The sequence below is a fragment of the Stenotrophomonas sp. SrG genome (genome assembly GCF_050031795.1).
GTDB lineage: Bacteria > Pseudomonadota > Gammaproteobacteria > Xanthomonadales > Xanthomonadaceae > Stenotrophomonas > Stenotrophomonas rhizophila_A.
The window spans coordinates 1-14,256 of sequence record NZ_JBNBBE010000014.1 but is presented as its reverse complement, the minus strand read 5'-3'; the positions used below and the strand labels follow the sequence as shown (position 1 = coordinate 14,256).

General features: G+C 68.3%; 16 protein-coding genes and 3 tRNA genes. 5 read left to right on the top strand and 14 right to left on the bottom strand.

All coding sequences use genetic code 11. From position 1 onward, the window contains the following. Positions 1 to 115: 115 nt before the first annotated feature. From ACQG3P_RS14045 to ACQG3P_RS14035, 3 genes are all read right to left on the bottom strand, one after another. A complete protein-coding gene (locus ACQG3P_RS14045; RefSeq protein WP_093534515.1) occupies positions 116 to 1,105 on the bottom strand; it encodes an LLM class flavin-dependent oxidoreductase in 990 nt (329 codons plus the stop codon). Positions 1,106 to 1,196: 91 nt separating this feature from the next. Next, positions 1,197 to 1,943: a sulfurtransferase gene (locus tag ACQG3P_RS14040; RefSeq protein WP_068850802.1), complete on the bottom strand. Its 747-nt coding sequence runs from the start codon at positions 1,941 to 1,943 to the stop codon at positions 1,197 to 1,199. 45 nt (positions 1,944 to 1,988) lie between these two features. Then, positions 1,989 to 2,354: a DUF6164 family protein gene (locus ACQG3P_RS14035; RefSeq protein WP_426805430.1), complete on the bottom strand. Its 366-nt coding sequence runs from the start codon at positions 2,352 to 2,354 to the stop codon at positions 1,989 to 1,991. Between the two features lie 63 nt (positions 2,355 to 2,417). Here ACQG3P_RS14035 and ACQG3P_RS14030 point away from each other — a divergent pair, with 63 nt between their 5' ends. Continuing rightward, positions 2,418 to 2,858, top strand: a complete 441-nt coding sequence (locus ACQG3P_RS14030) for an FKBP-type peptidyl-prolyl cis-trans isomerase (protein WP_068850796.1) — start codon at positions 2,418 to 2,420, stop codon at positions 2,856 to 2,858. Between the two features lie 5 nt (positions 2,859 to 2,863). Continuing rightward, positions 2,864 to 4,108: a TIGR03862 family flavoprotein gene (locus ACQG3P_RS14025; protein ID WP_426805429.1), complete on the top strand. Its 1,245-nt coding sequence runs from the start codon at positions 2,864 to 2,866 to the stop codon at positions 4,106 to 4,108. Positions 4,109 to 4,217: 109 nt separating this feature from the next. Here the strand turns inward: ACQG3P_RS14025 and ACQG3P_RS14020 are convergent, their stop codons facing one another. The 5 genes from ACQG3P_RS14020 to ACQG3P_RS14000 form a co-directional block, all read right to left on the bottom strand. Further along, complete coding sequence (locus tag ACQG3P_RS14020; protein WP_426805428.1) at positions 4,218 to 5,840, bottom strand: FMN-binding glutamate synthase family protein; 1,623 nt, start codon at positions 5,838 to 5,840, stop codon at positions 4,218 to 4,220. Positions 5,841 to 5,871: 31 nt separating this feature from the next. Continuing rightward, positions 5,872 to 7,155, bottom strand: coding sequence for a nucleotide sugar dehydrogenase (locus ACQG3P_RS14015; protein WP_068850786.1), 1,284 nt, complete (start codon positions 7,153 to 7,155; stop codon positions 5,872 to 5,874). A gap of 286 nt (positions 7,156 to 7,441) precedes the next feature. Then, the gene (locus ACQG3P_RS14010; protein ID WP_249834047.1) at positions 7,442 to 7,897 is read right to left on the bottom strand and encodes a BLUF domain-containing protein; all 456 of its coding nucleotides are present in this window, start codon (positions 7,895 to 7,897) and stop codon (positions 7,442 to 7,444) included. 70 nt (positions 7,898 to 7,967) lie between these two features. Continuing rightward, a complete protein-coding gene (locus ACQG3P_RS14005) occupies positions 7,968 to 8,972 on the bottom strand; it encodes a TraB/GumN family protein (protein ID WP_093534076.1) in 1,005 nt (334 codons plus the stop codon). 85 nt (positions 8,973 to 9,057) lie between these two features. Continuing rightward, positions 9,058 to 9,750 carry a glutathione S-transferase family protein gene (locus tag ACQG3P_RS14000; RefSeq protein ID WP_093534074.1) on the bottom strand — a complete coding sequence of 231 codons (693 nt, stop codon included), beginning with the start codon at positions 9,748 to 9,750 and terminating at the stop codon, positions 9,058 to 9,060. Between the two features lie 75 nt (positions 9,751 to 9,825). On the opposite strand from ACQG3P_RS14000, the gene ACQG3P_RS13995 reads away from it, so the two are divergent. Next, a tRNA-Leu gene (locus ACQG3P_RS13995) sits at positions 9,826 to 9,912 on the top strand. A 2-nt stretch (positions 9,913 to 9,914) separates the two neighbouring features. Here ACQG3P_RS13995 and hemN read toward each other — a convergent pair. Both hemN and ACQG3P_RS13985 read right to left on the bottom strand, forming a co-directional pair. Further along, complete coding sequence (gene hemN / locus ACQG3P_RS13990) at positions 9,915 to 11,324, bottom strand: oxygen-independent coproporphyrinogen III oxidase (protein WP_426805427.1); 1,410 nt, start codon at positions 11,322 to 11,324, stop codon at positions 9,915 to 9,917. A gap of 44 nt (positions 11,325 to 11,368) precedes the next feature. After that, positions 11,369 to 11,806, bottom strand: a complete 438-nt coding sequence (locus ACQG3P_RS13985) for a group III truncated hemoglobin (RefSeq protein ID WP_426805426.1) — start codon at positions 11,804 to 11,806, stop codon at positions 11,369 to 11,371. 71 nt (positions 11,807 to 11,877) lie between these two features. On the opposite strand from ACQG3P_RS13985, the gene ACQG3P_RS13980 reads away from it, so the two are divergent. Together ACQG3P_RS13980 and ACQG3P_RS13975 are read left to right on the top strand one after the other, a co-directional pair. Continuing rightward, positions 11,878 to 12,171: a hypothetical protein gene (locus ACQG3P_RS13980; RefSeq protein WP_414715901.1), complete on the top strand. Its 294-nt coding sequence runs from the start codon at positions 11,878 to 11,880 to the stop codon at positions 12,169 to 12,171. Beyond that, positions 12,168 to 13,208: a 4Fe-4S dicluster domain-containing protein gene (locus tag ACQG3P_RS13975; RefSeq protein WP_426805425.1), complete on the top strand. Its 1,041-nt coding sequence runs from the start codon at positions 12,168 to 12,170 to the stop codon at positions 13,206 to 13,208. Before ACQG3P_RS13980 ends, ACQG3P_RS13975 begins: the two co-directional genes overlap by 4 nt. 23 nt (positions 13,209 to 13,231) lie before the next feature. Here the strand turns inward: ACQG3P_RS13975 and ACQG3P_RS13970 are convergent, their stop codons facing one another. The 4 genes from ACQG3P_RS13970 to ACQG3P_RS13955 form a co-directional block, all read right to left on the bottom strand. Continuing rightward, positions 13,232 to 13,468, bottom strand: coding sequence for a hypothetical protein (locus tag ACQG3P_RS13970; RefSeq protein WP_068850770.1), 237 nt, complete (start codon positions 13,466 to 13,468; stop codon positions 13,232 to 13,234). Between the two features lie 261 nt (positions 13,469 to 13,729). Further along, positions 13,730 to 13,951: a hypothetical protein gene (locus ACQG3P_RS13965; protein ID WP_426805424.1), complete on the bottom strand. Its 222-nt coding sequence runs from the start codon at positions 13,949 to 13,951 to the stop codon at positions 13,730 to 13,732. Between the two features lie 107 nt (positions 13,952 to 14,058). Beyond that, positions 14,059 to 14,132: transfer RNA gene (locus tag ACQG3P_RS13960), tRNA-Cys, on the bottom strand. A 47-nt stretch (positions 14,133 to 14,179) separates the two neighbouring features. Next, positions 14,180 to 14,255, bottom strand: a tRNA-Gly gene (locus ACQG3P_RS13955). Position 14,256: the final 1 nt, after the last annotated feature.

Here is a 14,256-nt window from a genome sequence, read left to right as displayed (position 1 = left end):
ACTCCTGGAATAAGGAGCTCCATCACACCGGAAGGGTGGGAATGGCGACGTGAACCGGATGGTCACGTCGCCTTCGCGTGTGGAGTGCGCCAGCCACGCAGGGCTGGCTTACCCATCAGCGCGTCGCCGATTTCCACGCCTGCATCGCCAACCCGAACGAGCGCTTGCGCGCGCCATGGTCGTAGATGTTGGCGGTCAGCAGCAGTTCGTCGGGCTTGTGGCGTGCGGCGAACGCGGCCATGCCTTCGCTGACCTGGCGCTGGTCGCCGACCACCGCGCAGGCCAGCGCGTTCTGCACGCCGATCTTCTCGTGCGGCTGCCAGAAGGCTTCGATGTCGTCGATCGGCGGTGGAATCAGGCCCGGCAGGCCGCGACGCAGGTTGACGAAGCTCTGCTGCTGGGTGGTGAACAGGCGCTTGGCCTCGGCTTCGGATTCGGCCGCCACCACGTTCAGGCCCAGCACCGCGTACGGCGCGGTGAGGTACTGCGAGGCGCGGAACTCGCGGCGATACACCGCCAGCGCTTCGTCCATCGCATCCGGGGCGAAATGCGAAGCGAAGGCAAACGGCAGGCCCATTGCCGCCGCCAAGCGTGCACTGAACAGGCTGGAGCCCAGCAGCCACACCGGCACCGGGATGCCCGCGCCGGGGACCGCGCGCACGGCCTGCCCGGGCTGCGCCGGCTCGAAATAGTGCAGCAGCTCGCGCACGTCCTGCGGGAACTGGTCGGCGCTGTCGAAGTAGCGTCGCAGGGCGCGTGCGGTGGGCTGGTCGGTGCCCGGCGCGCGGCCCAGGCCGAGGTCGATGCGGTCCGGGTACAGCGAGGCGAGCGTGCCGAACTGTTCGGCCACCTGCAGCGGGGAGTGGTTCGGCAGCATGATCCCGCCAGCCCCGACGCGGATGCGCTGGGTGCCGCCGGCCACGTGGCCGATCAGCACCGCAGTGGCGGCGCTGGCGATGCCTGGCATGTTGTGGTGCTCGGCCAGCCAGTAGCGGTGGAAGCCCCAGCCTTCTGCGTGCTGGGCCAGGTCCAGCATGTTGGCAAAGGCCTGGGTGGTATCGCTGCCCTCGCAGACCGGGGCCAGATCAAGAATCGACAGTTGCATGGGGCATTCCATCAAAGGTTATCCCCTGTTGATGGGGGCGCCGCTCGAAGGACACCATGGCCGCTGGCGGAATGCTGATTCCCGCGCGATATCAATCGGCGGCCTGGTCAACCAGCGGCTTCAATTCCGCGTCGAGGGCCACGCGTTCATCGAACACGAAACAGCGGCCGTCGTAGCCTTCGCCGCCCACGGCCTCGAAGTAGCCGAGGATGCCGCCGTCCAGCTGCAGCACGTTGTCCATGCCGTCGTTGCGCATCCACAGCGCGGCCTTTTCGCAGCGGATGCCACCGGTGCAGAAGCTGACCACGGTGCTGTCACGCAACGCGTCGCGGTGCGGGGCCAGTGCCTCGGGCAGGTCGGTGAACTTTGTTATCGGCAGCACCAGCGCATCCTGGAAGGTGCCGTATTCGATTTCCTGGGTGTTGCGGGTGTCGAGCATGACCACCGGCTTGCCGTCATCGTCATGGCCCTGGCGCAGCCAGCGCTGCACCGTGGCCGGGTCCACCGAGGGGGCGCGTGGATAGGCCAGCGGCTGGCCGTCGTCGATGCGGAAGCTGATGATCTCCGGCTTGACCTTGGCCTTGAGCCGGGCGAACGGCTGCATCCGGCTGTAGCTGGTCTTCACCCGCAACCCCTCGAAGCGCGGATCGGCGCGCAGCGCGGCGTAGAAGCCGTCGATGCCGGCTTCAGGGCCGGCCAGGAACAGGTTGATGCCCTCGCCCGCCACCAGCACGGTGCCACGCAGTGCGGCCGCCTCGGCGCGCGCCAGCAGCGTGGCACACAGCGCGTCCGGGTCGGCGATCGGGGTGAAGTGATAGGCGGCGGTATTGGCGATCATCCGCCCATTTTACCCGGGCCCCGCCCCACCCGCCCAACCGGCCATTCAGCCGCGCAGCAGCACGAACGGCAGCAGTACCAGCGCGGCGGCCACCAGCATGCCGGCCAGCACCGCCACCACGAACAGCGGGCGGCGCCGCAGCAGCGTGCTGAAGGTTTCGGCGCTGCCGTCGGCCAGCGCGGCCTGGCGCTCGGCGCGGACCCGCTCGCCGCGCGCCTGCTGGTACTCGGCCATCAGGGCCTTGGCCCGGGGCTGGTCGGTGTCGTCGCGGATCCAGATCCCGCCAAAGGAGATTCCCCACGGGCTGGGTTCGGTGCGGTAATGGGCGATGCCCGCCCGGTCCAGCAGGGTGATCACATCCTGGATTTCATCGTCCGCGACATTGCGCAGGTTGAGCAGCAGTTTCGACATGCGCCCATGATAGCGCCCGGCGATGCGCTACCCTTGCGTCCCATTTTCCATCCGGTGCCGCCCATGCGTGCTCTGCCGAAGTTCCTGCTCGTTCCCGCGCTGCTGTCGCTGCTGGCCGCCTGCACCCCGCCCGGCCCGCCGCCGGGTGGCAGCATCGCCGCCTTCGAGAAGATCGACACCCAGCCCGGCACCGGTGCCGAGGCCACCCCGGGCAGCACCATCGTGGTCCATTACACCGGCTGGGTGTACGACGAGAAAGCCGCCGACAAGCACGGCGAAAAGTTCGACAGCTCGGTCGATCGCGGCGAGCCGTTCAGCTTCGGGCTGGGCCAGGGCCGGGTGATCAGAGGCTGGGACGAAGGCTTTGCCGGCATGAAGGTCGGCGGCAAGCGCACCCTTATGATTCCGGCTGACTACGGCTATGGTGCCTCCGGCGCCGGCCCGATCCCGCCGAACGCCTCGCTGGTGTTCGATGTCGAGCTGCTCGACGTCAAGCCGCGCTGAACCGCATGAGCACTCCCGCCCACCCTGCGCGACGCGTGGCGATCATCGGCGGCGGCCCGGCCGGGCTGATGGCGGCCGAGACCGTGCGCGCCGCCGGCCACGCCGTGGACCTGTACGAGGCCAAGGGCTCGCCCGGGCGCAAGTTCCTGATCGCCGGCAAGGGCGGCTTGAACCTCACCCATTCCGATCCGCAGGACGTGTTCGTGTCCCGCTACCGTGAGCGTGCGACCGAGGTCGGCACATGGCTGGCCGATTTCGACGGCTCCGCACTGCGCGAATGGGCGGCAGGCTTTGGCGTGGAAACCTATGTTGGCACCTCCGGGCGGGTGTTCCCGGTCGACCGCAAGGCCGCCCCGCTGCTGCGTGGCTGGGTGCGGCGGCTCAAGGAACAGGGCGTGCGCTTCCATGTGCAGCACCGCTGGACCGGCTGGCAGGTCGACGGTGCGCTGCGCTTCGAGACGCCGGACGGGGTTGCCACGGTGCAGGCCGATGCAGTGGTGCTGGCGATGGGCGGTGGCAGCTGGCCCGAGCTGGGCTCGGATGGCGCGTGGGTGGCGCCGCTGGCCGCGCGCGGCATCGACATCGCACCGCTGAAACCGGCCAACTGCGGTTTCGACATCGACTGGACGCCCTACTTCCGCGACCGCCAGGCCGGCGCCCCGTTGAAGCCGGTGGTCGCGCACTGGCTCGGGCTGGACGGCCAGGAACACGCGCAGCAGGGTGAGTGCGTGATCACGGCCAATGGCATTGAAGGCAGCCTCATCTACGCGCTTGCCGCGGACCTGCGCGACCGCCTGGCGCGCGATGGCCAGGTGCAGCTGCAGCTGGACCTGTTGCCCGGGCAGACCGAAGCGCAGCTGCTGGACAAGCTGCACAAGCCACGCCAGGGCCGCAGCTTCGGCGAACACCTGCGCCGCCAGCTGGGTCTCAGTGGGGTGAAATCGGCGCTGTTGTTTGAAGTGCTGGGCAAGGACGCCGGCCAGCTGCCGGCCGAAACCATCGCCGCCGCGCTGAAGCGGCTGACGCTGTCGCCGCTGCGGCCGCGACCGATCGACGAGGTGATCAGCACCGCCGGCGGCGTGCGGCTGGAAGCGCTGGATGACACGTTGATGCTGCGCGACCTGCCCGGCACGTTCTGCGCCGGGGAGATGCTGGATTGGGAAGCGCCTACCGGCGGGTATCTGTTGACCGCGTGTTTCGCCAGCGGATTGCGGGCCGGGCGTGGTGTGGTGGAGTACCTCGCGCGATGACGCCGCGTACCGACCACCGGTCGGTACCTACCGGTAGCGTACAGGCAGCGGTCGGCACACGCCGGTAGCGCCCGACCGTTGGTCGGGCGGCGCAACAGCACATCGCGCGTCAGCGCGATTTGCTGTTGCGTAGCGCCTGGATGCGCGCTGGTGGCTGGAACGAGTCGCTGCGTGCATCCGCCCAGAAGTCGTGGAATACCGCGTGGTCGGGCACCCGGCGCAGCAGTTCGCCCGGGGTGAGATAGCGGTACAGCGAGGCCAACGAGCGGATCTCCACCGGCGACACGCGGCGCACGATGTGTTCCGGGCCCAGTTCGGCCGGATGTTGCAGGCCGGCCGCGCACAGCAGGTCGCGCAGCGCACGCAGGGTGTTCTCGTGGTAGTTGTGCACGCGGGTGGCCTTGTCGGCCGGGTCCAGGTGCCGCCAGCGGTTCGGGTTCTGGGTGGCGATGCCGGTCGGGCAGCGGTCGCTGTGGCAGCTCAGCGACTGGATGCAGCCCAGCGCGAACATGAAACCTCGCCCGGCATTGCACCAGTCCGCGCCCAGCGCGATGGTGCGCGCGATCTCGAAGGCACTGCTGACCTTGCCCGCCGCCCCGACCCGGATCCGGTCGCGCAGGTCCAGGCCGACCAGCGTGTTGTGGACCAGCAACAGCGCTTCATGCATCGGCACGCCGACATGGTCGATGAACTCGGCCGGCGCCGCGCCGGTGCCGCCTTCGGCACCGTCGACCACGATGAAATCCGGCAGCAGCCCGGTTTCCTGCATTGCCTTGGCGATGCCGAACCATTCCCACGGGTGGCCGATGGCCAGCTTGAAACCGACCGGCTTGCCACCGGACAGCTCGCGCAGGCGCACCACGAACTGCAGCAGTTCCACCGGCGTGTTGAACGCCGAGTGCTTCGACGGCGACACGCAGTCCACGCCCATCGGTACGCCGCGGGTGGCGGAGATCTCGGCGCTGACCTTGGCGGCCGGCAGCACCCCGCCGTGGCCGGGCTTGGCGCCCTGCGACAGCTTGATCTCGATCATCTTCACCTGGTCGGTGTTGGCGTTGGCGACGAAACGCTCTTCGCTGAAACCGCCGTGCTCGTCGCGGCAGCCGAAATAGCCGGAGCCGATTTCCCAGACCAGGTCGCCCCCCAACTCGCGGTGGTAGGGCGAAATCGAGCCTTCGCCGGTGTCATGGTAGAAACCGCCACGGCGCGCGCCTTCGTTGAGTGCACGGATCGCATTGGCCGACAGCGAGCCGAAGCTCATGGCCGAGATGTTGAACACGCTGGCCGAATACGGCTTGGCGCAGTTGGGCCCGATCAGCACGCGGAAGTCGTGGTCGGCCACCTCGGTCGGCGCCAGCGAATGGTTGATCCATTCGTAGTCCACCGCGTAGGTGCTGCGCAGCGTGCCGAACGGCACCACGTCCATTTCGTTCTTGGAGCGCTGGTAGATCAGCGCGCGTTGCTGGCGCGAGAACGGCACGTCCTCGAGATCGCTCTGCACGAAGTACTGGCGGATTTCCGGGCCGATCGATTCCAGCCCGTAACGGAAATGCGCCATCACCGGGTAGTTGCGGCGCAGCGTGCTGCGTTTCTGCAGCAGGTCCCAGGTGCCCACGATGACCATCGCCGCGCTGATGCCCACGCCCCAGTACCAGGCGGCCCAGTACCCGGCCAGATACAGCGAGACCGGGAGCAACAGGATGGCGAGCACGTAGACCAGGTAACGATGCATGGCTTTCCTCGATCAACAACCGGGTTCGAGTCTACAGCCGGTCGTCGACCACGTCCCGTGGCCAGACCGACTTCACGTCGTAGACGATCCCATCCGGCGCGAGCAGCGCGCGGATCCGTGCGGTGTCCATCGCGCGGAAGCGGTCATGCGCCACCGCCAGCACCACCGCGTCGTAGCCCTGCGGGTCAGGCTGTTCCACCCACTGCACACCGCTGCCTTCCAGCGTGGCCGGACCGACCCACGGGTCCTGCACCTGCACCTGCGCGCCGCTGGACTGCAGGGCCTGGGCCAGTTCCAGCGCGCGGCTGTTGCGCAGGTCCGGGCAGTTCTCCTTGAAGGTCACTCCCAGCACCAGCACGCGTGCGCCCTGCGGTGCCTTGCCGCGGCTGGCCAGCAGCGCCAGCACGCGTTGCGCCACGTGCGCGCCGACGCGGTTGTTGACCTGCCGCGCGGTGTGGATCAGGTCCGGGTGGTAGCCCACGCTTTCGGATTTGTGCAGCAGGTAGTACGGATCCACGCCGATGCAGTGGCCACCGACCAGGCCGGGGCGGAACGGCAGGAAGTTCCATTTGCTGCCGGCGGCATCCAGGACATCCTGGGTATCGATGCCGAGCCGGTCGAAGATCAGTGCCAGCTCGTTGACCAGCGCAATGTTGACGTCACGCTGGATGTTCTCGATCACCTTGGCCGCTTCGGCCACGCGGATCGACGGTGCCGGCCAGGTGCCCGCAGTGATGATGCGCGCGTACAACGCATCGACAAGCGCGGCGATCTCCGGGGTGGACCCGGAGGTGATCTTGCGGATGTCGGGCAGGCGCCGCTGGCGGTCGCCCGGGTTGATCCGTTCCGGACTGTAGCCGCAGTGGAAGTCCTGGTTGAAGCGCAGCCCTGAGCCGGCTTCCAGCAGCGGCACGCAGACCTCTTCGGTGGTGCCGGGGTAGACGGTGGATTCGTAGATCACCAGGTCGCCGGGCTTGAGCACGCTGCCGATCAGGATGCTCGCGTCGCGCAGCGGGCCAAGATCCGGCTGTTCGTGTGCGTCGATCGGGGTGGGCACGGTCACGATGTAAACGGTGCACGCGGCAAGGTCGGCCGGGTCGACGCTGTAGCGCGCCTGCACCGCAGCGGCGAGTTCGTCCGCCGACATTTCCAGGGTGTGGTCGCGGCCCTGCTGCAGTTCGGCCACGCGCGCATGGTCGATGTCGTAGCCGAGCGTGGGCAGCTGCGCGCCGAACGCCACCGTCAACGGCAGGCCGACATAGCCCAGCCCGATCACGCCGATGCGTGCCTGTGCGGCGCGGTCGGCCGCCGTCATCCGGCCAGCCCCGCAGGCGCACGCAGGCGCGGCAGCAGGTACGCGGGGGAATGATCGATCATGCGGGGGCACCACCAGGAAACAGTTGCGACAAGCCTAACGCGGCAGGCGCTGCGCCACAAAGAACAAAGCCGCCGCCCGCGGAGAGTACGGACGACGGCCAACAAGTGGTCCAGCTGCGGTTACTTCCCTTTCAGACAACCCCGGGGCATACCCCGGACCGGTCACAGCTGGTAGACACATGGTACGAAGCGGACTGTGATCTTTGTGTTACGAGCGACGCCACTCACGAGCCCAGCGTCACGGCTGCGGGTTCGAGTTCGCCGGAGACGCCGGTCCATACCTCGAGCAGACGCGCGAAGCCGACCCGGCGCTGGCCATCCACGGGCGCGGAAGCGGCGAACCCCGTCCAGTCGGCATCGATGATCGCGCTCATCACGTCCGGGTCGATGCGGGCAGAGGCCATCGTCCAGCGCGGGAAATGACGCGTGCCGACCTCGCCGCGTGCCAGTTCGCGCATCTGCTGGTGGCTGCGCGCGTTGATCACGCGCTGCTCGACCGGGGCTACGCCATCATCCGGGCCCTCGATGTACTGCAGGAAGCGCCGGCCATCGAACATCAGCACGCTGGTCACACCGGCCACGCGGTTGAAGTTGGAGGCCTCGGCGAGGATGCGGTCGATGCCCGGACCGTCGATGCCGTCGACTGCCTCGCTTACATAGGCGAACGCCTGCAACGCCATATGCACCCCCCGGTGAAGTCCACATGACTATGCCATGAAGATCGCGGGGGTGAAAAGATGGTTTTCCGGCTCAGGGCGACTCGACGTGGTAGCCGGCCTGGCGCAGCCGCTCGAGATAGCCACCCGGTTCCACCAGGGTGTGCACGGGCACGGTCGCAAAGGTGACCGCGTTGCCGGCCAGCGCTGTGCGTGCCGCGCCCATCCACTTCTCCGCCGCGCGTGCATCCAGGTTGGTCATGCCACGCCGGCGCCCCAGCTCGCTGTCGGCAATCGCGCCGACACAGGCGTCGTACTGGCTCTTCAAGGCCAACTGCTGGAGCGCGTCGATATCCCCTGCCGCCCAGGCGTTGGCGCGCTCGACCAGCAGCGGCATCTGGTGTTCAACCACGTCCAGCGTCCGCTGCAGGCAGGCCACGTCCTGCAGCGGGCTGGCGCGCACTTCCTTCAGCGCGGCGCGCGGATCGTCCACCTTGACCTCCACCCGGGTCACCACGGGCGTCAGGCCGCGGGCCTTGTACGCCTTTTCAAGCAGCTTGCCCACGCCGGATCGGGGACTGAGCCCGACCTCGTCCAGGGCAGCCACGTACAGCCGCGTGGCGGCCACGAGCGGGCGGTCCTTCTCCACCCCATTGCCGCGCCCAAGGTAACGCGCCTTCAACGGCTGCCAGCGCGCATACAGCTCCGGCGGCAGAATCTCCTGCAGCCGCCTGCCCTGCGGGTCGTGCTGCGCCTTCATGGCCGAGGGCAGCAGGGTGAGCCGGCTGAAAAAGCCGACATCGGCATCCAGCGTCCAGCCCGGCGGCCCCAACACGGCATCTGCGCTGGCGATGACCGCCTTGACCTCGTCGGCGCGCCAGTCCAGCCTGGCCGGCAGCGGCGATACCGTGCCCAGGATCCACAGCGTGTGGCCCTGCGCATTGGTGACCCGCCACATGCCCGGCCCGGGCTGCACGCCGGAGACCACCACCGGCGCCAGGTCGACCACCTCGGGCGGTGCCTGCTGCGCCCTGCCTTCAGGCACACCCGCACAGGCCAGCCACACCAGCAACGCGCCTGCTGCTGCCCTCTTCGCCATGCCTGTCCACCTTCCTGTGCGCCTGCCGTGCAGCGTACGGCGCGCAGCGCAGCGGGGTAAACCGTGCCTCAAGTCCCGGTGCCGATCAGCCCGGGTCCGGTGCCTGCCGATAGGGCTCTTCAAACGGGCGGAAATCGTGCTCGTCCAGCGCCGCCGCGATCCATGCCTGCACGCCCGGCAGCGCCCGCACCTGCTGCATGTAGGCGGCAACGCGCGGCGACACCGGCACGGCGTAGGTGTGCAGGCGCATCACCACCGGCGCGAAGAACGCATCGGCGATGCTGAAACGATCGAACAGCAGCGGGCCCTCGTGGCGTGCCAGCAACCGCTCCCAGAGCGCCTGCAGACGCTGCAGGTCGGCCACCACATCCGGTTGCTCGCGCAGTACCCGCGCCCCCACTTCGGGAAGCAGTGCTTCGATGTTCATCGGGAAGTGCGAGCGCAACGCGCCGAACCCGCTGTGCATGGCGGCGGTCGCGCTGCGGGCCAGCGCACGTTCGCTGGTCTCCTGCGGCCACAACGCCGATTCCGGAAACCGTTCGGCCAGGTATTCGGCGATGGCCAGCGAATCCCAGACGACCAGCGCGCCATCGACCAGCACCGGCACGGTGCCCGAGGGCGACAACGCCTCGGCGCTGCGCTTGAACTGCGAGTCCGGGTCGAAGCTGTCAAAGCGCAGCACGACCTCGTCGAACGGAATGCCGGCCTGGGTCATCAGCACCCACGGCCGCATCGACCACGAGGAGTAGTTCTTGTTGCCGATGTGCAGTTTCAGCATATGCAGAATGGGCCGGAGCAGGAAAGCCTGATGCTAGCGCCCCCTAGGATTCCGCTACAATCCCTCCGCAGCGCCGCCCGGATGGCGAAACTGGTAGACGCATCGGACTTAAAATCCGCCGGGGGCAACCCCATGCCGGTTCGATTCCGGCTCCGGGCACCACCTCAGATCGCCCGCGAATAGCGCACCGGCTGATCCGGCTGGGCCAGATAACGGTCGAAGCACATCGCGAGCAGGCGCAGCAATGGACGCCCCCGCGCGGTGGCGCGCACAATGCCGTCGCGGTACTCGGCCAGGCCGTCGGCCTCCAGCGCCGTCAATGCGGCGAGCGCATCGGCGAAGTACTGGTCGAAATCGACACCATGGCGTGCCCCCAGCGCGCGGCCATCCACCTCGCCCTGGCACATCAGCTGGTTGATCAGCGCGGCGCGCAGCGCATCGTCCGCATCCAGGGTCAGCCCCCGCCACACCGGCAGGCGCCCGGCATCCACCGCCGTTTCCCAGCCCGGCAGGTCGCGCGGGTTCTGGCTGTAGCAGTTGCCGATGCGGCTGATCGCGCTGGCGCCCAGCCCGACGAGGTCGGTCTGCGCGTGGGTGGTGTACCCCATGAAGTTGCGGTGCAGCTGGCCGGCGCGCTGGGCGCGGGAGAGGTTCTCTTCCGGCAGTGCGAAGTGATCCATGCCGATGTACTGGTATCCGGCCAGCGACAGTCGACGCACCGCCAGGCCGAGCAGCGCCAGCTTCTGTTCCGGGCTGGGCAGCGTGGCATCGGGGATCTGCCGCTGCGCCTTGAACAGGTTCGGCAGGTGCGCATAGCCGTAGATCGCCAACCGGTCGGGGCGTTCGCGCAGCACCGTTTCCAGGGTGCGCGCGAAGCCCTCCAGGGTCTGGTGCGGCAGGCCATAGATCAGGTCCACGTTGACCGAGCGCAGGCCATGTTCGCGGCACGCACGCAACACCTCCAGCGTGGCCTCCACGCCCTGCTCGCGGTTGATCGCGCGCTGTACCAGCGGGTCGAAATCCTGGATGCCCAGACTCGCCCGGTTGAAGCCCAACGCGCCCAACTGGGCAATGTCCTCGCGGGTGACGAAGCGCGGATCGAGCTCGATCGAGAAGTCGCGACCGGCCGAGGTGCTGAACGAAAAGCGCTGGCGCAGGCCCTCGATCAGCTCGCGCATCTGGGTCGCGGCGAGGAAGTTCGGGGTGCCACCGCCGAAGTGCAGCTGCACCACTTCGCGCGAGGCGTCGAACAGCGGTGCGATCAGGTCGGCTTCGCTGAGCACGCGCGCGACATACGCCACGCCCTTGCCATGGTCGCGGGTGATTACCCGGTTGCAGCCACAGTAGAAGCACGGGCTGCTGCAGTACGGCACATGCACGTACAGCGACAGCGGCAGCGCTTCGGCATTGCTGGCCGCGATCGCGGCACGCAGCCCATGCTCATCGAAGCCGTCGTGGAAATGCGGCGCGGTGGGATAGGAGGTGTAGCGCGGGCCGGGCCGGTCGTAACGACGCAGCAGGTCCGGGTCGAAGTGCCAGGCAAGCCCGGCAGCGGCAGGCGAAAGGGTATCCATGGCCCAAGCGTGCGCGCCCGCGCGCGGCCCCGCATTGAGCCAGATCAATCCAGGCGCGGTCTTCCGGCGAGCGGCAGTTCGGGCCAGCGCTGCATCTGGATGCGCCGCCAGAAGGTGTCGGCGATGCGCGTGGCCACGTCGTCGGCCAGCTGCTGCATGGGCGGGTTGCCCAGCACTGCGGTGGTGCGCCGGAACAGCAGCAGCCAGCGGTCGAACAGCGCGCGCTCCAGCTCGGGCATGGCCATGTGCTTGGACATCGGGTTGCCGTTGAAGCGGCGGGTGCCGCGCAGCATGGCCGACCAGAAATCCACCAGCTGGGCCAGATGCACGTCCCACTCGTGGATGCGCGCCTCGAACACCGGGCCCAGCTGCTCGTCCTGGCGCACGCGGGCGTAGAAGTCGTGCACCAGGCGGGTGACTTCCTGCTCGCTGCACAGCGCCAGGGAGGCGGCCGGCAGCACGGGGGCGACGGACGAGGACATTCGGTCATGATGCTACGCCGCCTTGATCAGGATCAATGTGGCGTGCTGTCGCAGGGCCTACCGTGCAGGCCATGGACACGCTGAACGCCCCGCCTGGCAACCGCCGCCGCCTGCTGATCCAGCAGTGGGGTGCGGTGCTGTGGCCGAGCTTTGTCGCCGCCGGGCTGGCCTGCGCGGTGTTTTTCGCCTTCGTGGATCCGTTGCGCCTGCGCGACATCACCTTTCCGGACCAGGCGCTCAGTCGCGAACTGGGCTACACGCTGGGCTTCTTCATGTTCTGGTCGGTCACCGCTGCCGCCAGCGCGGTTACCGGCTACCTGCTGCGGCCGCGGCCGCGCGATGACGACGAGCTGCCGCTGGGATGACGCCGGCTGCGCCCCCTGCCCTGCGCTGGCGCGCCCTGGTATGGGCAGCGCTGCTCATGCTGTTCTACGCCCTGCCCTGGCTGCGCTGGAACGGGCGGCAGGCGCTGCTGTTCGACCTGCCGGCGCGCCGCTTCGACCTGTTCGGGCTGACCCTGTGGCCGCAGGATGTCGGCGTGCTGTTCGGGCTGGTCGCGGTGCTGGCCTGCGCGCTGGTGCTGCTCACCACCGTGGCCGGGCGGGTCTGGTGCGGGCATGCCTGCCCGCAGACGTTGTGGAGCGGCCTGTTCCGCTGGATTGAACGCAGCGCCACGCGACGACTGCGACCGCCGGCCCTGGCCCGCGTGGTCAAACACCTGGCGTGGGCCGCGGTCGCACTATGGACCGGTATCACCTTCGTCGGCCTGTTCAGTCCGATCCAACCGCTGGTGGCCGGCTTCTGGCCGGCCCGCTGGAGCGGCTGGGAAACGTTCTGGGTGCTGTTCTACGCCACGGCCGCGTGGGCCAACGCCGGCTTCCTGCGCGAACAGGTCTGCATCGACCTGTGCCCGTATGCGCGGGTGGCCCCGATGCTGTGCGATGCCGACACCCCGAAGGTCTGCTACGACGCCCGCCGCGCCGAACCGCGCGGCGCCCGCCAGCGTGGACAAGGTTCGGTGCAGCAACGTGGTCGTGGCCTGCTTGATCCGACCAGTGCCAGCGACTACGCCTTCCGTGCGGCGCATCCGGCCTTGGCCGGCCCGCCGCCGCGCTTCGCCGACGATCGGCTGGGCGATTGCCTGGACTGCGGTGCCTGCGTCCAGGTGTGCCCGATGCAGCTGGACGTGCGCGCCGGGCCGCAGCCGGAGTGCATCGCCTGTGGCGCGTGCGTGGATGCCTGCGATGCGCAGATGCGCGCGTGGCGGTTTCCGACCGGGTTGGTCCAGCTGGCCAGCGAAAACGCGATGCAGGGCAGGCCGCGACGGTGGCTTCGTCCGCGCACGCTGGCGGCACTGCTCAGCCTGGCCGCGCTGCTCGGTATCGGGCTGCATTACCTGTAACCGCCATCCCCGGGCGGTTGGCTTCAGCGCGTGCGGTTGTCGGGCGGCGGCACCATCTGCGCGCGCCGGACAATGCCGAGCTGTTCAATGATCAGGGCCAGTTCGTTGGTCACCTGGGTGCGGCCGCGGCCCTGCGGCACCAGGCGTTCAAGCACCTGCTGGTAGGTGGTCCAGAACTCCGGCCCACACCCATGCTTGCTGTAGCTGGCCTCCAGCTCGGTGCGGACGCCGTCAGCCAAGTCATTCGCGCCGTATCGCATACGACCTCCCTTGGACCTGCCCTGCATCGAAGACGAGCAATTCCCCCTGCCAGGCTTGCGCCTGTCGCCCCGCCGCTGGGAGGCGGCAGGACTTCACCCACGTTTCACTCCACCCTTTCATGCCCTTCTCGCCAAGTCAACCAATGGTGAACAGGCGATCAAACAGGCCCTGAATGGTTCAGGCACGCCCCTGCCCACGCAGGCAGGATGCCGCGCGGCTGTTGACACCGTGATGTCAGCCCGCGAAGGCCCAGCGAGGGGTCAGCCCCCCATCCGCCAGATGCCATAGGCGCTGATGGCCACGCCGGCGCCCAGTACCATCCAGGCCACGCCGTTGAAGCGCTTGAACACCTTGGCCAGGCCGAACGAGAGCAGGATCGCCGCCAGCCCAAACCCCAGCACGACCACGCCGCTGACGTTGCTGGGCGAATCCCAGAACGAACCGGGCGCGCCGACGGCTGCAAACCACAAGGCGATATCCATCGAACATCCTCGACACGAAACGGTACTGCACAGTAGGTGCGTGCTCGTCCGGGCGAGGTGAAGGGCGGAAACGAAAAACCCCGCCGAAGCGGGGTTTGTCGAATTACTGGAGGCCTGGGTCGGAATTGAACCGGCGTACGCGGATTTGCAGTCCGCTGCATGACCACTCTGCCACCAGGCCGGTGACCCTATAAAACAAGACCCCGAGAACGGGGCCTGGTCAGGATTTGGAGCGGGAAACGAGACTCGAACTCGCGACCTCAACCTTGGCAAGGTTGCGCTCTACCAACTGAGCTATTCCCGCA

Excerpts from the sequence above, each read along its gene's own strand:
- ACQG3P_RS14045 (WP_093534515.1), bottom strand. The coding sequence starts at position 1,105 with ATGCAACTGTCGATTCTTGATCTGGCCCCGGTCTGCGAGGGCAGCGAT.
- ACQG3P_RS14040 (WP_068850802.1), bottom strand. The coding sequence starts at position 1,943 with ATGATCGCCAATACCGCCGCCTATCACTTCACCCCGATCGCCGACCCG.
- ACQG3P_RS14035 (WP_426805430.1), bottom strand. The coding sequence starts at position 2,354 with ATGTCGAAACTGCTGCTCAACCTGCGCAATGTCGCGGACGATGAAATC.
- ACQG3P_RS14030 (WP_068850796.1), top strand. The coding sequence starts at position 2,418 with ATGCGTGCTCTGCCGAAGTTCCTGCTCGTTCCCGCGCTGCTGTCGCTG.
- ACQG3P_RS14025 (WP_426805429.1), top strand. The coding sequence starts at position 2,864 with ATGAGCACTCCCGCCCACCCTGCGCGACGCGTGGCGATCATCGGCGGC.
- ACQG3P_RS14020 (WP_426805428.1), bottom strand. The coding sequence starts at position 5,840 with ATGCATCGTTACCTGGTCTACGTGCTCGCCATCCTGTTGCTCCCGGTC.
- ACQG3P_RS14015 (WP_068850786.1), bottom strand. The coding sequence starts at position 7,155 with ATGACGGCGGCCGACCGCGCCGCACAGGCACGCATCGGCGTGATCGGG.
- ACQG3P_RS14010 (WP_249834047.1), bottom strand. The coding sequence starts at position 7,897 with ATGGCGTTGCAGGCGTTCGCCTATGTAAGCGAGGCAGTCGACGGCATC.
- ACQG3P_RS14005 (WP_093534076.1), bottom strand. The coding sequence starts at position 8,972 with ATGGCGAAGAGGGCAGCAGCAGGCGCGTTGCTGGTGTGGCTGGCCTGT.
- ACQG3P_RS14000 (WP_093534074.1), bottom strand. The coding sequence starts at position 9,750 with ATGCTGAAACTGCACATCGGCAACAAGAACTACTCCTCGTGGTCGATG.
- hemN (WP_426805427.1), bottom strand. The coding sequence starts at position 11,324 with ATGGATACCCTTTCGCCTGCCGCTGCCGGGCTTGCCTGGCACTTCGAC.
- ACQG3P_RS13985 (WP_426805426.1), bottom strand. The coding sequence starts at position 11,806 with ATGTCCTCGTCCGTCGCCCCCGTGCTGCCGGCCGCCTCCCTGGCGCTG.
- ACQG3P_RS13980 (WP_414715901.1), top strand. The coding sequence starts at position 11,878 with ATGGACACGCTGAACGCCCCGCCTGGCAACCGCCGCCGCCTGCTGATC.
- ACQG3P_RS13975 (WP_426805425.1), top strand. The coding sequence starts at position 12,168 with ATGACGCCGGCTGCGCCCCCTGCCCTGCGCTGGCGCGCCCTGGTATGG.
- ACQG3P_RS13970 (WP_068850770.1), bottom strand. The coding sequence starts at position 13,468 with ATGCGATACGGCGCGAATGACTTGGCTGACGGCGTCCGCACCGAGCTG.
- ACQG3P_RS13965 (WP_426805424.1), bottom strand. The coding sequence starts at position 13,951 with ATGGATATCGCCTTGTGGTTTGCAGCCGTCGGCGCGCCCGGTTCGTTC.